We start from the raw sequence: 15,672 nt of genomic DNA on the forward strand, positions 1-15,672 counted from the left end.
TTATTTTCCTTGTTGTTGTTCAGGGGCGCTTTTCTCTCGCCCTTTGCTGGTCTTACCTTCGCCTTTCTTGGTCATTTTGTAGATATGCTTCGCATTCTTGGCTAGGAAGATTGACTTATATCAATTAGAATTTATCTCCAAATTATCTAAAAACGCAGAGTTTTAGGTCATTTTGCAACATTCCCCCTATCCCACAAAACATATAAAGAGAATAACGACCTATGTCCGATGACAATCGCCAGGCATTGACCCCTGAAGAAGATCGCCGCCAGCAAGCGCTGGATTACCATGCCTACCCAACGGCGGGAAAAATCGCCATTGCGCTGACAAAACCAGCCGAAACCGCCAAAGATCTTGCGCTCGCTTACAGCCCAGGTGTGGCTGAGCCAGTACGTGAAATCGCACAAAACCCGGAGAACGTCTACAAGTACACGGCCAAGGGGAACATGGTGGCAGTGATCTCTAACGGCACCGCAATTCTTGGTCTGGGCAATTTAGGTCCGCTGGCGTCTAAGCCAGTCATGGAAGGGAAAGCGTTACTGTTCAAACGTTTTGCAGGATTAGACTCGATCGATATCGAAGTAAAACACCGCACCATCGATGAGTTTGTCGATACCGTTGCCAACATCGCCGACACCTTTGGTGGCATCAACCTTGAAGACATCAAAGCGCCGGACTGTTTTGAGATCGAGAAACGCCTGATTGAGCGTTGTGATGTGCCAGTTTTCCACGATGACCAGCACGGCACGGCGATTGTGACGGCGGCGGGCATGCTCAATGCGATCGAGCTGCAAGGCAAAAAACTCAACGAATGTGTGATTGTGTGTTTGGGCGCGGGCGCGGCGGCGGTGGCGTGTATGGAACTGTTGATCAAATGCGGCGCGATGCGTGAGAAGATCTACATGCTCGATCGCAAAGGCGTGATCCATACGCGTCGTGATGACCTCAACGAATATAAGCAGCTGTTTGCCAATAACACCGACAAACGCACGCTGGAAGATGTGATTTCCGGCGCGGATCTCTTCTTGGGCGTGTCAGGTCCAAACCTGATGCCCGCAGAAGCGCTGAAACTGATGGCCGATAAACCGGTGGTGTTTGCCTGTTCAAACCCAGATCCCGAGATCAAGCCTGAGCTGGCACATGAAGTGCGTGACGATTTGATCATGGGAACGGGCCGCAGTGACTATCCAAACCAAGTGAACAACGTGTTGTGCTTCCCGTTTATTTTCCGCGGCGCATTGGATGTTCGCGCCAGCGAAATCAACGATGAGATGAAACTGGCGGCGGTGGATGCGATTCGTCAACTGGCGAAAGAACCGGTTCCTGCGGAAGTGTTGAAAGCAGCGGGCGTCGACAGCCTAGAGTTTGGTCCGCACTACATCATTCCAAAACCGATGGACCCACGTCTGCTACCGCGCGTGGCGAAAGCGGTCGCGCAAGCGGCGGTCGATTCCGGTGTGGCGCGCATCGCGATGCCAGAGAACTACATGATGGCGCAATAAGCCCAACGATGATGTAGACCAGTTAGCAAAACGGGACGCCAAGGCGTCCCGTTTTTATTTCTATTGTTGGCTTGGTAGTCAGCCGCTTCCCCCGAACTGACCAGCCAATCCTTAGTCGTCGTAAGCTTCGAACTCAATGCCCATCGCCGTCATCAGCGCTTTCGCTTCAGTTGGAATGTCATCTGGGCGATCTTTACGCAGATCTTCATCGGTCGGCAAGGGCTGGCCTGTGTAGGCGTGCAGGAAGGCTTCGCACAGCAGCTCACTATTGGTTGCATGGCGCAGGTTATTAATTTGACGACGAGTTCGTTCATCGGTCAGCACTTTCAGCACTTTCAATGGGATAGATACAGTGATCTTTTTCACCTGCTCGCTCTTTTTCCCATGCTCTGCGTATGGACTTATGTAGTCGCCATTCCAGTCGGCCATTGCGCACCTTTAGTCGTTATCGTTGGTTAATAAAATAATAGGCGCAGATTGTAGCTGGATTTACCGCCATAAGCAAAGACATATGGACGTCTAGAAGTGTTGACGTCTTAAATTTTGCTGGTTAAAGTGGCGGATAAAAGGAATGGATGACGCTGAAACAACAGTAGCCTATTCCCATTCAGAATGCATCTTTGGAGAAAGGAAACACTATGAGCACTCGCAAGCCCGCTACCATCGCCGTTCGAACTGGTATTGAGTCAGACAGTCAGTTCCGTGCTGTCGTTCCCCCCATTTACCTTTCGACCAACTACGGCTTTCCAGCCTTTGGCGAAGTGCCTAAGTACGACTATACCCGCTCGGGCAACCCCAACCGTGGCTTGCTGGAGCAGGCGCTGTATGAGCTAGAATCGGGCCAAGGGGCGGTGGTGACCAACTGTGGTACGTCGGCGCTTAACTTGTGGGTCTCTGCTTTCTTATCGCCAAACGATCTGATTGTCGCTCCGCACGACTGCTACGGCGGTACTTATCGCTTGTTCAATACCCGCGCCAACAAAGGCGATTTCAAGGTGCGCTTTGTTGATCAATCCGACCCAGCGGCGCTGGAGGCGGCCTTGGCGCTCAAGCCCAAACTGCTGTTGATTGAAACCCCCTCCAACCCGTTGGTGCGCGTGGTCGATATTGCGGCAGTGTGTGAAAAAGCACATCGCGTTGGCGCGCTGGTGGCGGTCGACAACACCTTTCTCACTCCGGTCTATCAAAAGCCGTTGGAGCTGGGCGCGGATTTCGTGATTCACTCCACCACCAAATACATTAATGGCCATTCTGATGTGATTGGCGGTGTGGTGGTGACCAAAACCGCGCAACATGCCGAGGAGCTGGCGTGGTGGGGCAACTGTTTGGGCGCAACCGGCACGCCGTTTGACAGCTACATGACACTGCGCGGCATCCGCACGTTGGGGGCGCGCATGCGCGTGCACGAAGAGAGCTCACAGCAAATTTTAGCCTTTTTGCAAAGCGAATCGCTGGTGGGGACGATTTACCATCCGAGCCTGCCGCAACATCCGGGGCATGAGATTGCCAAAAAGCAGCAATCGGGTTTTGGCTCGATGCTCAGTTTTGAATTTGCCGGCTCGTTTGAGCAGTTGAAGCAGTTTGTGCAAGCGCTGGAGCTGTTCTCTTTGGCCGAGTCGCTCGGTGGGGTGGAAAGTTTGATCTGCCATCCTGCGTCGATGACGCACCGAGCGATGGGCGAAGCGGCGCTGGCTGAAGCGGGTGTCTCCCAGCAATTGCTGCGTCTGTCGGTTGGACTGGAAGATGCGCACGATTTGATCGCCGATCTCAAGCAAGCCTTTGAACAAGTGAAGGGAGCGCAATAAATGTCTGTTGTACGTCAGTTGCACAAGTTTGGTGGCAGCAGCCTTGCCGACCCAGAATGTTATCGCCGCGTCGCTAATATCCTCAAAGAGTACTCCAGCGAGAATGACTTGGTGGTTGTCTCTGCGGCAGGCAAAACCACTAACCGCTTGATTGAGTTTCTTGATGGGTTGGAGCGTGATGGCCGTTTGGCGCATGACGCGCTGCAATCGTTACGTCACTACCAGCTTGGTTTGGTTGAATCGCTGCTCAGTGGCGAGGCGCAAGGCCAATTACTCGCCCAACTGAATGATGAGTTCAGTACCTTGGCGGAGTTGGCGGCGCCGCTCACTCAAACGCAGAGAGCGGCGGTACTGGGCCACGGTGAAGTGTGGTCAGCGCGTTTGCTGGCTGCGCTGCTTAACCAGTCCAATCTAGCGGCGGTGGCACAAGATGCGCGTGCTTTTTTGCGCGCCGAAAGCGGCACTCAGCCGGAGGTGGATCGCGCGCGTTCTTATCCGCTGCTGAAAGAGGTGCTGGCGCAGCACGCCAAGCGCCGAGTGATCATCACCGGTTTTATGGCGCAAAATGGCGCAGGCGACACGGTGTTGCTGGGTCGCAATGGTTCCGACTACTCGGCAACCATCATTGGCGCGTTGGCGGAAGTGTCACGCGTGACGATTTGGAGTGATGTGGCGGGCGTGTACAGCGCCGACCCACGTATCGTGTCGGACGCGTGTCTGTTGCCGCTGCTGCGTTTGGATGAAGCGAGCGAGCTGGCTCGTCTTGCCGCGCCGGTGCTGCATAGCCGCACCCTTCAACCGGTGGCGCAAAGTGCCACTGAACTCGATTTGCGTTGCAGCTACGATGCGGAATCGGGCTCGACGCGCATTGAACGCGTGCTCGCATCCGGGCGCGGGGCGAAAATCATCACTTCGCTTGATGAGGTGCTACTGGTGCAGCTCACCTTTGCCCGAGGCCATGACGACGACCGCGTGCAGCAAGAGGTGCTGCGTGCTTTGAAGCGGGCGCAACTGGAACCGCTGGCCTTTGAGTGGCAAAAAGATCAACATCGCCTGCGTTTGGCCTATACCGCAGAAATCGCCAGTGGTGCTTTGGCCTACCTACAAGAGTTGGCGGTGGAAGCGGAAATCAAACTCAAAGAGGGCTTTTCACTGGTGGCGGCGGTGGGCGCGGGCGTGTCGAAAAACGCCAGCCACTGCTTTGGCTTCTACCAGCAATTGAAACACTCGCCAGTGGAGTTCGTCTCCGAGGCGGATTCCGGCCTCAGTCTGGTGGCCGTACTGCGACGGGTTAATTTGCCTGTGCTGGTCAACGGTATTCATAGCCAGCTTTTCCAAGCGCAAAAGCGGGTGGCTATTGCCCTGTGTGGCAAAGGTAATATCGGTTCGAGCTGGCTAGCGCTGTTTGCCCAGCAAAAAAGCGAACTGGAAAAACGCCACGGCATGAACTTTGAGCTGGTGGCGGTGGTGGATAGCCAAACGTACCTGTTTAATGAGCAAGGCTTAGATGCGGCAAGCGTGCACGCCCATTTTGATGACGACTCGATCGCGCATAATGGTGATAGCTGGCTGCTGCGTTTGGGCGCTCTGCAAGGTTATGACGAAGCGGTGGTGTTGGATGTGACTGCCAGTGCTGAGTTGGCGGCGAAATATCTCGAGATCGCCAACCAAGGGCTGCACCTGATTTCGGCCAACAAGATCGCCGGTTCGGCCAGCAGTGACTACTACTATCAAGTGCAAGATGCGTTTGCCAAAATTGGCCGCCATTGGCTGTACAACGCCACGGTGGGCGCAGGGCTGCCGATCAACCATACCGTGCGCGATTTGCGTGAGAGCGGTGACGAAATCGTTGCGCTCTCGGGGATCTTCTCCGGCACGCTTTCTTGGTTGTTCCAGCAGTTTGACGGCAGCGTTCCGTTTGCTGAACTAGTCGATCTCGCTTGGCAGCAAGGACTGACCGAGCCCGATCCGCGCAGCGATCTCGATGGCTCGGATGTGATGCGCAAGCTGGTGATTTTAGCGCGTGAATCTGGGCTGGAGATTGAACCGGAGAACGTCAAGGTGGAATCCTTGGTACCAGCAGAGTTGAGCGCTCTCACGCTGGATGAGTTTTTTGATAAAGCGCATCTGCTCAGCGAGCGTTTGCAGGAGCGTCTGGCCAAAGCGCAGCGCCAAGATCAGGTGTTGAGATACGTGGCGCGTTTGGAGAAAAACGGCAAAGCACGGGTGAGTGTTGAGGCGCTGTCGCGTGAGCATGCGTTAGCCAACTTGCTGCCGTGTGACAACATTTTTGCCATCGAAAGTAAGTGGTATCGAGACAACCCGTTGGTGATTCGTGGGCCGGGCGCGGGGCGAGAAGTGACGGCGGGGGCGATTCAATCGGATCTCAATCGTCTGGCAGGCCTGTTTTAAAGCGATGAACAGGCGTTAAAGCGCTTGTCGCTATCGGTACACATCTTACCCAAGGGGCCAATCGGCCCCTTGTTATTTCTACTTGAACTATGCTCATTATGAACTTGAGAAATATTCATAATCGCACTGTTGACATTAAATCGTATTCAATCCATTCTGTAGCCATATAGACGTCTAAACGTCAGTTCGCAACAGTTTGCACGTTTGTGGCAGGTGGTCACAGGGAGAGGAACATGGGCTATACACACGCAAGTCATATTGGCGCTTTAAACCAGAATATCGCTGAGCTTTCAGACAACATCAATGTGTCGTTTGAGTTTTTTCCGCCCAGCACGCCGCAAATGGAAGAGACGCTGTGGAGCTCAGTACAGCGCCTAAAAACCCTGCAACCCAAGTTTGTCTCGGTGACTTACGGGGCCAACTCTGGTGAACGTGACCGTACCCATTCGATCATCAAAGAGATCAAAGCACAAACTGGCCTTGTCGCTGCCCCGCACCTCACCTGTATTGATGCCAACCGTGACGAGCTTATCAACATTGCCAACGACTACTGGGCGAATGGCATCAAAAATATTGTCGCGTTGCGCGGTGATATTCCTCCGAGCGGCGGCGCGCCAGAGATGTACGCCTCTGATCTGGTGACTCTGCTGAAATCGCTGCACGATTTTGATATTTCGGTGGCGGCGTTTCCTGAAGTTCACCCTGAAGCGAAAAGTGCTCAAGCGGATCTGCTCAACCTCAAACGAAAAGTGGATGCGGGTGCGAACCGTGCTATCACGCAGTTCTTTTTCGATGTGGAGAGCTACTTGCGCTTTCGTGACCGCTGCGTAGCGGCTGGGATCGATGTGGAGATCGTCCCAGGTATTTTGCCCGTATCGAACTTTAAGCAGGCGTCGCGTTTTGCAGCGCAGAACAACGTTAAAGTGCCCGGTTGGATGGCGAAACAGTTTGAAGGGCTGGATGATGACCCAGTGACTCGTCAGCTAGTGGGTGCAAGCCAAGCGATTGATATGGTGCGTATTTTAAGCCGAGAAGGGGTGAAAGATTTCCACTTCTACACGCTAAACCGCGCCGAGATGACTTACGCATTGTGTCATACGCTTGGCGTACGTCCCAAGCAAGCTTAACGGTTTGAAGATAGTTTGAAGAGTAAAAGCGGCGCAAAGAGTGCCGCTTTTTATTGGGCGCACTCTTTTGCTTTGAGCAAATAGAGGCAAATAAAAAGGCTGGTATCAAACCAGCCTTATTTGTTTCTCTCGTCAATCAACGAGCGTGATGTGCGTGAAGAGTTAGCCGAGAGCTTCCAATTCAGCCAACACTTCATCTGCCCAGTTGATCCACGTTTCACGTAGCATCAGGTTGCGACGCAGCGTCAAACGCTCTAGGCGACCTTGTTTGTCGAGGGTCGATGGCGTGGCGTAGTAAGCCGCTTCAATCTCTTTGTAGTGAGCGACTAGCTTGCGAGACTCTTCGACCAATTGCGCCAATTGATGGTGGTATGGCGCAGACGGTTGAACCGAACAAGCCATCAGCTTGGCAGAAAATTCGTCACGCACCGTTGGGTGTGCTGTCGGTTGATCAAACCAATCACCAAGCGCCGCACGTCCTGCGTCGGTAATGGAGTAAACTTTACGATCCGGTTTGCCTTCCTGTGGTTCAAGCACACAAGTCACCAGTTCCTGCTCAGCCATTTTGTTGAGCTCGCGGTAAACCTGTTGGTGGCTCGCTTTCCAGAAGTAGCCGATACTGGCTGAGAATTCTTTCGTGATGTCGTAACCGGTAGCATCACGTGTGCTTAAAACGGTCAGAATAACGTGTGGTAATGACATGTCTTCATCCAAATGGTCAATAAACTGTTAACAAGCTGGCTGTACTGCGTTTGCACTCTTATTTGATGCAATTTGTTTTATGTACAGTCAGCACCAACACTGAGTTGGTCCTGTCACCTTAAAAGCCGTTTATCACCTAGGGTGGATGGAACTTTCCATCGAGCTGTGAAAATGATGATTTGATAATTAATTCACAGCGGACGCGTAGTATATCTAAATATAAGCATAAAGTAGAATACATGAGTGGTTTTGCTTAAAAAACTAATAAAATACTAAATGGGCTGCACTTCAAGGCCATGCTCTGCAATGACTGTTTAATAAATGTTCTTTTTGTAGTTTAAAATACTGCTGGCTTGTTGCTTGGTTTGCAGTTGTTAAAGTGACCTATATCACGTTTTGTTGTTTTTATCTGACGAATCTTCTGAGTGATAGTGCGTCCATAAGGTGGGAAGTGGCGATGAACGATGGGCGATGGGCGCAAGAGAGGATAAAACCAGAAAAGATGGCAGCGACAACAAAAAGGCTGCATTTTCATGCAGCCTTGAGATTAATCAGATTCACCAGTGGTGTGACTTAACCAGTATTGCGCATTCCTGCCGCAATGCCAGCGATGGTTACCATCAAGGCTTCTTCCAACTCTTCCGCCGCTTCTTGCGTTTGACGTGTGCGATACAAAAGTTCAGCTTGCAGCATGTTGAGTGGTTCGATGTAGATATTGCGCAAACGGATCGACTCCTGTCCCCACGGATCGCTTTGCATCAAGTTCTCGTTGTTTTCCACGTTCAGCACGGTTTTGATGTCACGTTGCAACTGTGCCCGCAGTTTATCGCCAAGCGGCAGCAGGGATTCATCTGCCAGGCGCTCATCGTAGTAACGCGAGATCTCGATGTTGCACTTCGAGTACACCATCTCCAGCATGCCAAGACGAGTGGAGAAGAATGGCCATTCGCGACACATCTCTTCCAGAAGCGCTTGATGCCCTTTGTCGATCGAGTATTGAATCGCTTCACCCGCACCGAGCCACGCTGGCAGCAGCAAGCGGTTTTGGCTCCAAGAGAAGATCCACGGAATCGCCCGCAAGCTTTCCACACCGCCATTGGGGTTGCGTTTCGCCGGGCGAGAACCGAGTGGCAGTTTGCCAAGTTCCAGCTCCGGGGTGGCTTGGCGGAAATAAGGGACGAAATCCGGCTCACCGCGCACCACGCTGCGATAGGCTTCGCAGCTCACTTCAGAGAGCACGGTCATCAAATCGCGCCACTCTTGCTTTGGCTCTGGTGGTGGCAGCAGGTTTGCCTCGAGAATCGCGCTGGCGTACATGTTAAAGCTGTTGACCGCCACTTCAGGCAAGCCAAGTTTAAAGCGGATCATCTCGCCTTGCTCGGTCACGCGTAGGCCACCTTTTAGGCTCTTCGGTGGCTGAGAAAGCAGTGCGGCGTGCGCCGGTGCACCGCCACGGCCAATCGTACCGCCGCGGCCGTGGAACAGAGTCAGCTCAATGCCTTCTTGCTCGGCGACTTTCACCAGCGATTCCATCGCGTGGTATTGCGCCCAGCCCGCCGCCATCACACCGGCGTCTTTGGCCGAGTCGGAATAACCGATCATCACCATCTGATGATTTTGGATAAAGCCACGGTAGAGATCGATGCTCATCAGCTGCTTGATCACCGCTTCGGCGTTGTTGAGGTCGTCGAGGGTTTCAAACAACGGGCAGACGTCCATGCGATACGGACAGCCAGATTCTTGCAGCAGCAGGTGAACGGCTAACACGTCCGACGCGGTACGTGCCATGGAGATCACATAGGCGCCAAACGCTTCACGCGGTTGTGCAGCAATGATTTTACAGGTGTCCAGCACTTCTTTAACCGGTTCACTTGGTTGCCAATCACGTGGCAGGAGCGGGCGTTTGGACGCCAGTTCGTTGGTTAAGAAAGCCAGCTTATCTTGCTCGCTCCAGTGATTGTAATCGCCAATGCCGAGATAGCGAGTCAGCTCCGACAGCACATCGGCATGACGGGTGCTCTCTTGGCGCACGTCAAGGCGCACCAGATGCACGCCAAAGGCTTTGACGCGGCGCAGTGCATCGAGCAGCGAGCCGTCTGCAATCATGCTCATGCCGCACTCGCGTAGTGACTGGTAACAGGCCAGCAAGGGCTGCCAAAGTTGGTCGATGTGTTGCAGCGGGGCTTTGACCGCCAGTTTTTGGCCGTTGATCTTGGCGTCCAAAATCTCTTTGGTTTCAGACAGCAGAGTGCGTAGCTGCTTGAGCACTGCGCGATACGGTTCGTGCTCTTCTTCGCCGGCGAGTTGACGCACGGTGTCGTTACACTTGGTCATTGACAGTTCGCTGATCAACTCATTGATGTCTTGAAGATAGAGGTCGGCGGCTTTCCAGCGCGACAGCAGCAGCACTTCGCGCGTCACGCTGTGGGTGACAAACGGGTTACCATCGCGATCGCCACCCATCCAAGAGGAGAAATGTACCGGGCGGGCATCAATCGGCAGCCCTTCACCCAGATACTCTTTCAGGCGCTCATCCAGTTCACGCAGAAAATCGGGTACCGCTTCCCACAGTGAGTTTTCCACCACGGCAAAGCCCCACTTGGCTTCATCCAGCGGTGTTGGGCGCTGCTTGCGGATCACATCTGAGTGCCAACCTTGAGCAATCAACTGTTCTAGGCGTTGTTCGGTTTTGTGACGCTCTTTGGAGGAGAGATCGCCAAGTTCCAGCTTCGACAAACACTCGTTGATCTTGACCAGTTTGTTGATCATGGTGCGACGGGTGATTTCCGTCGGGTGCGCGGTCAGAACCAGTTCAATATTCAGTTCACGCAGCGCTTGCGCGGTATCAAGTTTGCTGACGCCGTTTTGGCTTAGCTTGGCAAACAAGGTGTTGAACGCATCCGGTTCGCAGACGTGCGAATCGCAATGGCGTGAAATGGTGTGGTATTGCTCGGCGATATTGGTCAGGTTCAGAAATTGGTTGAACGCACGGGCCACCGGCGTTAGTTGCTCGTCTGGCAGATTTTTAATTTCTTCAATCAGGTTGTCGCGATCCGCCTGATTGCCAGCGCGGGCAGATTTGGAGAGTTTACGAATCGTCTCCACCTTCTCTAAGATTTCGTCACCGTGTGCTTCTTGTATGGTGTTGCCCAACAAGTGCCCCAACATGCTGACATTACTCCTGAGAGCGGCGTATTTCTCGTTCATTGTCGTCCTGCCTCGTAAAAAAATTACATCCAATGTTCCTTGTTAAGGTCACAATCTAGCGAAATTTGTTGTAACTAGTCAAATAAAGCAGACTTAGTTTGCAAATATTCCTTCGCAGTGCTGATTTAACGCAAATTATGCCTTAATGAATAAACGATACTGAAAGTTAATTACAATCTAGCCGTGGCGGATTGGCGCAAAGCCACGGCTGTTGTCATCCCCTTCTGCTCAAAAACAGTACTGACGCATCGCTTTGCGCAAAATGTCGGTAGTCGGCTCGATAAAGTCAAAAGAGAGAAACTCATCGGGCTGATGCGCTTGATCAATCGAGCCCGGGCCAAGCACTAAGGTTGGACACAATTGCTGCAAAAACGGCGCTTCGGTGCAGTAGTTGACGGTTTGTGACTCGCTGCCGCACAGCTTTTCGACTCCGTGAATAAACGGATGGTCGTGCTGGCATTCATAGCCCGGGATGGGATCATGCAGTGGCACGATGTCAATCCGCCCCGGCCATTTGGCTTCGACCTCTTTGAGCGCGCCGCGCAGCAGATTATTGAGGCCATCAAGGCTGATGCCGGGCAGTGGGCGCACATCGTAATGCAGTTCACAGCAGCCACAAATGCGGTTGGCACTGTCGCCGCCGTGGATGTGGCCGAGGTTGAGTGTCGGTCCGGGAATGGCGAACCCTGGGTTGTGGTATTCCTTAATGAGGCGATCGCGCAGTTGCATCAGCGCAAACAGCACTTCATGCATGATTTCGATGGCATTGACGCCGAGCGAGGGATCTGACGAGTGGCCCGATTTGCCCGTCACACGTACCACGTTGGCCACATGGCCTTTATGTCCGCGTACGGGCACTAAGCTGGTTGGCTCACCGATGATGCAGTAATCTGGTTTGTAAGGGGTGTGGGCGCTGAAATGACGTGCGCCAAGCATAGTGGTCTCTTCATCGCAGGTCGCGAGCACGTACAGCGGCTTACTCTGCCCTGTCCAGTCCATGCGCTTGGCGGCTTCATAAATAAAGGCGAAAAAGCCTTTCATATCGGCGGTGCCGAGGCCGTAAAACTTGTTGTCTTTCTCGGTGAGTTGATGTGGGTCGAAACTCCAGCGCCCTTGATCAAAGGGGACAGTATCACTGTGTCCGGCCAGTAGCAGGCCGCCTTCTCCTTGGCCCTTTTTGGCCAGCATATTGAATTTGCCAGGTTCCACTTCGACAACCTCGACCGCAAAACCCAACGCGCTAAACCAATCGGCCAGTTTGGCGATCACCTCACGGTTGCCTTGATCCCAACTTGGGTCGCTGGAACTGATGGATGGTGTCGCGATCAAGCCGCGGTAAACCTCAAGAAAACTTGGTAATTGCATAGATTCTTCACTTCCCCTGTTGACAGTTGGGTAACAAAAAGGTAAAACACATATTAACTCATATTTAATGAATAAAAAATCAATATAAAGCAAAAATTAAATATGAATAGTCACTTTTGTTTCCCTTTTGCTTTACGGATATATTGAGATGTTAAAGACAACAATTATAGGCGCCAGCGGCTACACCGGTGCGGAATTGGCTCTGATGGTGCAAAAACATCCTGAGCTCACGCTAGCAGGTTTGTATGTCTCCGCCAATAGCGCGGACGCCGGTAAGTGTATCTCTCAATTGCACGGAAAATTGGCGGGCGTGGTAGAGATGGACGTTCTACCGTTAAGCGATCCTCAAGCCGTGGCCGAGCAGTGTGATGTGGTGTTTCTTGCCACCGCGCACGAAGTCAGCCACGACTTAGCGCCGATCTTTCTCGAACAAGGCTGTCAGGTTTTTGATCTTTCTGGCGCGTTTCGCGTCAAAGGCGACGATTTTTACCCCACCTACTATGGGTTTGAGCACCAGCACGTCAGTTGGCTCGACAAAGCGGCGTATGGCTTAGCGGAGTGGAACGAGAGCGCGATTGTGCAAAGTCAGCTGATTGCGGTCGCTGGGTGTTACCCAACCGCATCGCAACTTGCGATCAAACCGCTGCTGGCGAAAGAGTTGCTCGATACCGCGCAGTGGCCGGTGATTAACGCCACCAGTGGCGTTTCTGGTGCGGGGCGCAAAGCCTCCATGACCAACAGTTTTTGCGAAGTGAGCTTGCAAGCTTACGGCGTATTCAACCACAGACATCAGCCTGAAATCGCCAACCATCTTGGTTGTGAGGTGATCTTTACCCCGCATCTTGGCAATTTCAAACGTGGCATCCTCGCGACGGTGACCATGAAACTCAAAGCGGGTGTCACCTTAGAGCAAGTCAACGCCGCGTTTGAAGCGGCTTATGCTGGCAAACCTGCGGTGCGTTTAAAAGGCGACGTGCTGCCTCGCTTACAAGAGGTGGAAATGACGCCGTTTTGCGACCTCGGATGGAAGGTGCAAGGCGAACATATCATTGTCATTTCAGCGATCGACAATCTGCTGAAAGGCGCATCCAGTCAGGCGATGCAATGCCTGAATATTCATTACGGTTTTTCACCACTGACAGCCTTGCTGTAGTAGCCGGAGTAAGGAAAGAACCATGACTCAGTCTCTCAATCCACTTGTGATCAAATTAGGCGGTGCAGCGCTTTCCTGCACAAAGACATTAAGTCAGCTCTTTGGAGCGATTGCAGCCTATCAGCAAAAAGCGCAGCGACAGATCGTCATCGTCCATGGTGGCGGTTATCTGGTGGATGAACTGATGGAAAAACTTCAGTTGCCGACGGTGAAGAAAAACGGCCTACGCGTGACGCCTTACGATCAGATGCCGATCATTGCTGGCGCACTGGCTGGCACGGCGAACAAACTGTTGCAAGGTCAAGCCATTGCCGATGGTCTGAACGCGGTTGGCTTGAGCTTAGCCGACGGCGGTCTGTGTCAAGTGGAAGAGCTTGACGCCGAGCTTGGCGCGGTGGGTAAAGCCACACCGGGTGATGCTACCTTGCTAGGCGCGATTTTAGCCACGGGCGCGCTGCCGATCATCAGCTCAATCGGCTTAACGCCGAGTGGTCAACTGATGAATGTTAACGCCGACCAAGCGGCGGTGGCGGTTGCCGGGGCGCTGGACGCGGAGTTGGTTCTGCTCTCTGACGTTAGCGGCGTGCTGGATGGCAAAGGTCACTTAATCAAGAGTTTGACCGAAGCCGAAGCCGATGCGCTGATCGCTGGCAAAGTGATCACCGACGGCATGATCGTCAAAGTGAAAGCCGCCTTGGAAGCGGCCAACGATTTGGGCCGGGCGATTGAAGTCGCGACCTGGCGCTACCCAGATAAATTGGAAAGGCTGTTTGCCGGTCAAAGCATCGGTACACAGTTTGTCCCCGCTTAAGCGGAAATTTTTGTAAGCCTTATCAGACACAGAATGAATGAGTATGGCACTGACCGCCGAGTGCAGCGCCACACCAACGGAGAATTAAAATGAGCAAGTTAAATGTAAATAAAGTGGTCGTCGCGTACTCAGGCGGATTGGATACCTCAGTCATCATCCCTTGGCTAAAAGAGAACTACGACTGCGAAGTGGTGGCGTTTGTGGCCGATGTCGGCCAAGGCGAAGAAGAGCTGGTTGGCATTGAAGAGAAAGCCAAAGCGTCGGGCGCTTCTGAGTGCTACGTGGTCGATCTGAAAGAGGAGTTGGTGGCCGATTACATCTACCCAACGCTGAAAACCGGTGCTTACTACGAAGGCAAATACCTACTGGGTACCTCAATGGCGCGCCCGGTGATTGCCAAAGCGCAAGTAGAAATCGCACGTAAAGTGGGCGCAGATGCGTTGTGCCACGGCTGTACAGGTAAGGGCAACGACCAAGTGCGTTTTGAAGGGGCGTTTGCAGCGCTTGCACCAGATCTCAAAGTGATTGCGCCTTGGCGTGAATGGGATTTGGTCAGCCGTGAGCAGTGTCTGGATTATTTGGCTGAGCGCAATATTCCGTGTGCCGCGTCACTCACCAAAATTTATTCGCGTGATGCCAACGCATGGCACATCTCGACCGAAGGTGGCGTGCTAGAAAGCACTTGGAATGCGCCCAATGAAGATTGCTGGGTGTGGACCGTCGATCCTGAGCAAGCGCCGAATGAGCCAGAGTACGTTACCGTGCAAGTGGAAAAAGGCGAAGTGGTGGGTGTCGATGGCGAACCGATGACGCCATACAACGCGCTGGTTTACCTCAACGAGAAAGGCGCGAAACATGGTGTGGGTCGTATCGATATCGTGGAAAACCGTCTGGTTGGCATGAAATCACGTGGCTGCTACGAAACCCCAGGGGGCACCATCATGATGGAAGCTCTGCGTGCGGTAGAGCAGTTGGTACTGGATAAAACCTCGTTTGAATTCCGTGAAGAGCTGGGCGTGAAAGCTTCGCACCTGGTATACGATGGCCGTTGGTTCACGCCGCTGCGTAAATCCATCATGGCGGCGGCGGATGAGCTGGCGCAAGATGTCAACGGCGAAGTGGTTGTGAAGCTGTATAAAGGTCAAGCAACGGTGACGCAAAAACGTTCAGAGAACAGCCTCTACTCAGAAGAGTTTGCCACCTTTGGTGCCGACGAGGTGTATGATCACAGCCACGCAGGCGGTTTTATTCGTCTTTACTCGCTTTCAAGCCGTATCCGTGCGTTGAACAATCTGAAAAAATAAGCTCTCTGAAAAAATAAGCCCTCTGAAGAAAAAGATTCTTCAGTTAAGGTAACAATATCCAAGGCCTGTCGAGTGATCGACAGGCTTTTTCGTTCTCTGCGGCACTCACGACAAACAGCAAGTAAATCATTTCAAATTTCATGAATAAATATGTAGAAATAATGAATTAATACTTTATTTTTTGGTGGAATTGCCGTAACGTTGGCACATAAGAAAAAGTGAGCAAATTGCCTGCATTTTGGCTAACACTTGTTAACAACACCACAGTAAGCAATAGTCATCAG

11 protein-coding genes are annotated in these 15,672 nt (G+C 52.7%); 7 read left to right on the plus strand and 4 right to left on the minus strand.

Annotated features, from left to right (window positions below; translation table 11 throughout):
* Positions 1–221: 221 nt before the first annotated feature.
* On the plus strand, positions 222–1,502 hold the full coding sequence (locus I3X05_RS01330) for a malic enzyme-like NAD(P)-binding protein (protein ID WP_193187580.1): 1,281 nt from the start codon (positions 222–224) through the stop codon (positions 1,500–1,502).
* Between the two features lie 111 nt (positions 1,503–1,613).
* Here the strand turns inward: I3X05_RS01330 and metJ are convergent, their stop codons facing one another.
* Entirely contained in the window at positions 1,614–1,931 is a 318-nt protein-coding gene (gene metJ / locus I3X05_RS01335) for a met regulon transcriptional regulator MetJ (RefSeq protein ID WP_039422980.1), read from the minus strand.
* Between the two features lie 209 nt (positions 1,932–2,140).
* On the opposite strand from metJ, the gene I3X05_RS01340 reads away from it, so the two are divergent.
* The 3 genes from I3X05_RS01340 to metF all read left to right on the plus strand — a co-directional run bounded on the left by I3X05_RS01340 (position 2,141) and on the right by metF (position 6,846).
* Entirely contained in the window at positions 2,141–3,307 is a 1,167-nt protein-coding gene (locus I3X05_RS01340; RefSeq protein ID WP_193187582.1) for an O-succinylhomoserine (thiol)-lyase, read from the plus strand.
* Positions 3,308–5,719: a bifunctional aspartate kinase/homoserine dehydrogenase II gene (locus I3X05_RS01345; RefSeq protein WP_045569772.1), complete on the plus strand. Its 2,412-nt coding sequence runs from the start codon at positions 3,308–3,310 to the stop codon at positions 5,717–5,719.
* A gap of 233 nt (positions 5,720–5,952) precedes the next feature.
* The gene (metF, locus tag I3X05_RS01350) at positions 5,953–6,846 is read left to right on the plus strand and encodes a methylenetetrahydrofolate reductase (protein WP_045569771.1); all 894 of its coding nucleotides are present in this window, start codon (positions 5,953–5,955) and stop codon (positions 6,844–6,846) included.
* A 162-nt stretch (positions 6,847–7,008) separates the two neighbouring features.
* Here metF and I3X05_RS01355 read toward each other — a convergent pair whose 3' ends face one another.
* From I3X05_RS01355 to argE, 3 genes are all read right to left on the minus strand, one after another.
* A complete protein-coding gene (locus I3X05_RS01355) occupies positions 7,009–7,548 on the minus strand; it encodes a PadR family transcriptional regulator (RefSeq protein WP_045569770.1) in 540 nt (179 codons plus the stop codon).
* A gap of 573 nt (positions 7,549–8,121) precedes the next feature.
* Positions 8,122–10,755: a phosphoenolpyruvate carboxylase gene (gene ppc, locus I3X05_RS01360; protein ID WP_045569769.1), complete on the minus strand. Its 2,634-nt coding sequence runs from the start codon at positions 10,753–10,755 to the stop codon at positions 8,122–8,124.
* A 228-nt stretch (positions 10,756–10,983) separates the two neighbouring features.
* Positions 10,984–12,120 carry an acetylornithine deacetylase gene (argE, locus tag I3X05_RS01365; protein ID WP_045569768.1) on the minus strand — a complete coding sequence of 379 codons (1,137 nt, stop codon included), beginning with the start codon at positions 12,118–12,120 and terminating at the stop codon, positions 10,984–10,986.
* Between the two features lie 148 nt (positions 12,121–12,268).
* On the opposite strand from argE, the gene argC reads away from it, so the two are divergent.
* From argC to I3X05_RS01380, 3 genes are all read left to right on the plus strand, one after another.
* A complete protein-coding gene (gene argC / locus I3X05_RS01370; RefSeq protein ID WP_045569767.1) occupies positions 12,269–13,273 on the plus strand; it encodes an N-acetyl-gamma-glutamyl-phosphate reductase in 1,005 nt (334 codons plus the stop codon).
* A 22-nt stretch (positions 13,274–13,295) separates the two neighbouring features.
* The gene (gene argB, locus I3X05_RS01375) at positions 13,296–14,084 is read left to right on the plus strand and encodes an acetylglutamate kinase (protein ID WP_045569766.1); all 789 of its coding nucleotides are present in this window, start codon (positions 13,296–13,298) and stop codon (positions 14,082–14,084) included.
* A gap of 89 nt (positions 14,085–14,173) precedes the next feature.
* The gene (locus tag I3X05_RS01380; protein WP_045569765.1) at positions 14,174–15,388 is read left to right on the plus strand and encodes an argininosuccinate synthase; all 1,215 of its coding nucleotides are present in this window, start codon (positions 14,174–14,176) and stop codon (positions 15,386–15,388) included.
* The last annotated feature ends 284 nt before the right edge of the window (positions 15,389–15,672 follow it).

The organism is Vibrio navarrensis (genome assembly GCF_015767675.1).
GTDB lineage: Bacteria > Pseudomonadota > Gammaproteobacteria > Enterobacterales > Vibrionaceae > Vibrio.

Excerpts from the sequence above, each read along its gene's own strand:
- I3X05_RS01330 (WP_193187580.1), top strand. The coding sequence starts at position 222 with ATGTCCGATGACAATCGCCAGGCATTGACCCCTGAAGAAGATCGCCGC.
- metJ (WP_039422980.1), bottom strand. The coding sequence starts at position 1,931 with ATGGCCGACTGGAATGGCGACTACATAAGTCCATACGCAGAGCATGGG.
- ppc (WP_045569769.1), bottom strand. The coding sequence starts at position 10,755 with ATGAACGAGAAATACGCCGCTCTCAGGAGTAATGTCAGCATGTTGGGG.
- I3X05_RS01380 (WP_045569765.1), top strand. The coding sequence starts at position 14,174 with ATGAGCAAGTTAAATGTAAATAAAGTGGTCGTCGCGTACTCAGGCGGA.
- I3X05_RS01355 (WP_045569770.1), bottom strand. The coding sequence starts at position 7,548 with ATGTCATTACCACACGTTATTCTGACCGTTTTAAGCACACGTGATGCT.
- argB (WP_045569766.1), top strand. The coding sequence starts at position 13,296 with ATGACTCAGTCTCTCAATCCACTTGTGATCAAATTAGGCGGTGCAGCG.
- argC (WP_045569767.1), top strand. The coding sequence starts at position 12,269 with ATGTTAAAGACAACAATTATAGGCGCCAGCGGCTACACCGGTGCGGAA.
- argE (WP_045569768.1), bottom strand. The coding sequence starts at position 12,120 with ATGCAATTACCAAGTTTTCTTGAGGTTTACCGCGGCTTGATCGCGACA.
- I3X05_RS01340 (WP_193187582.1), top strand. The coding sequence starts at position 2,141 with ATGAGCACTCGCAAGCCCGCTACCATCGCCGTTCGAACTGGTATTGAG.
- metF (WP_045569771.1), top strand. The coding sequence starts at position 5,953 with ATGGGCTATACACACGCAAGTCATATTGGCGCTTTAAACCAGAATATC.
- I3X05_RS01345 (WP_045569772.1), top strand. The coding sequence starts at position 3,308 with ATGTCTGTTGTACGTCAGTTGCACAAGTTTGGTGGCAGCAGCCTTGCC.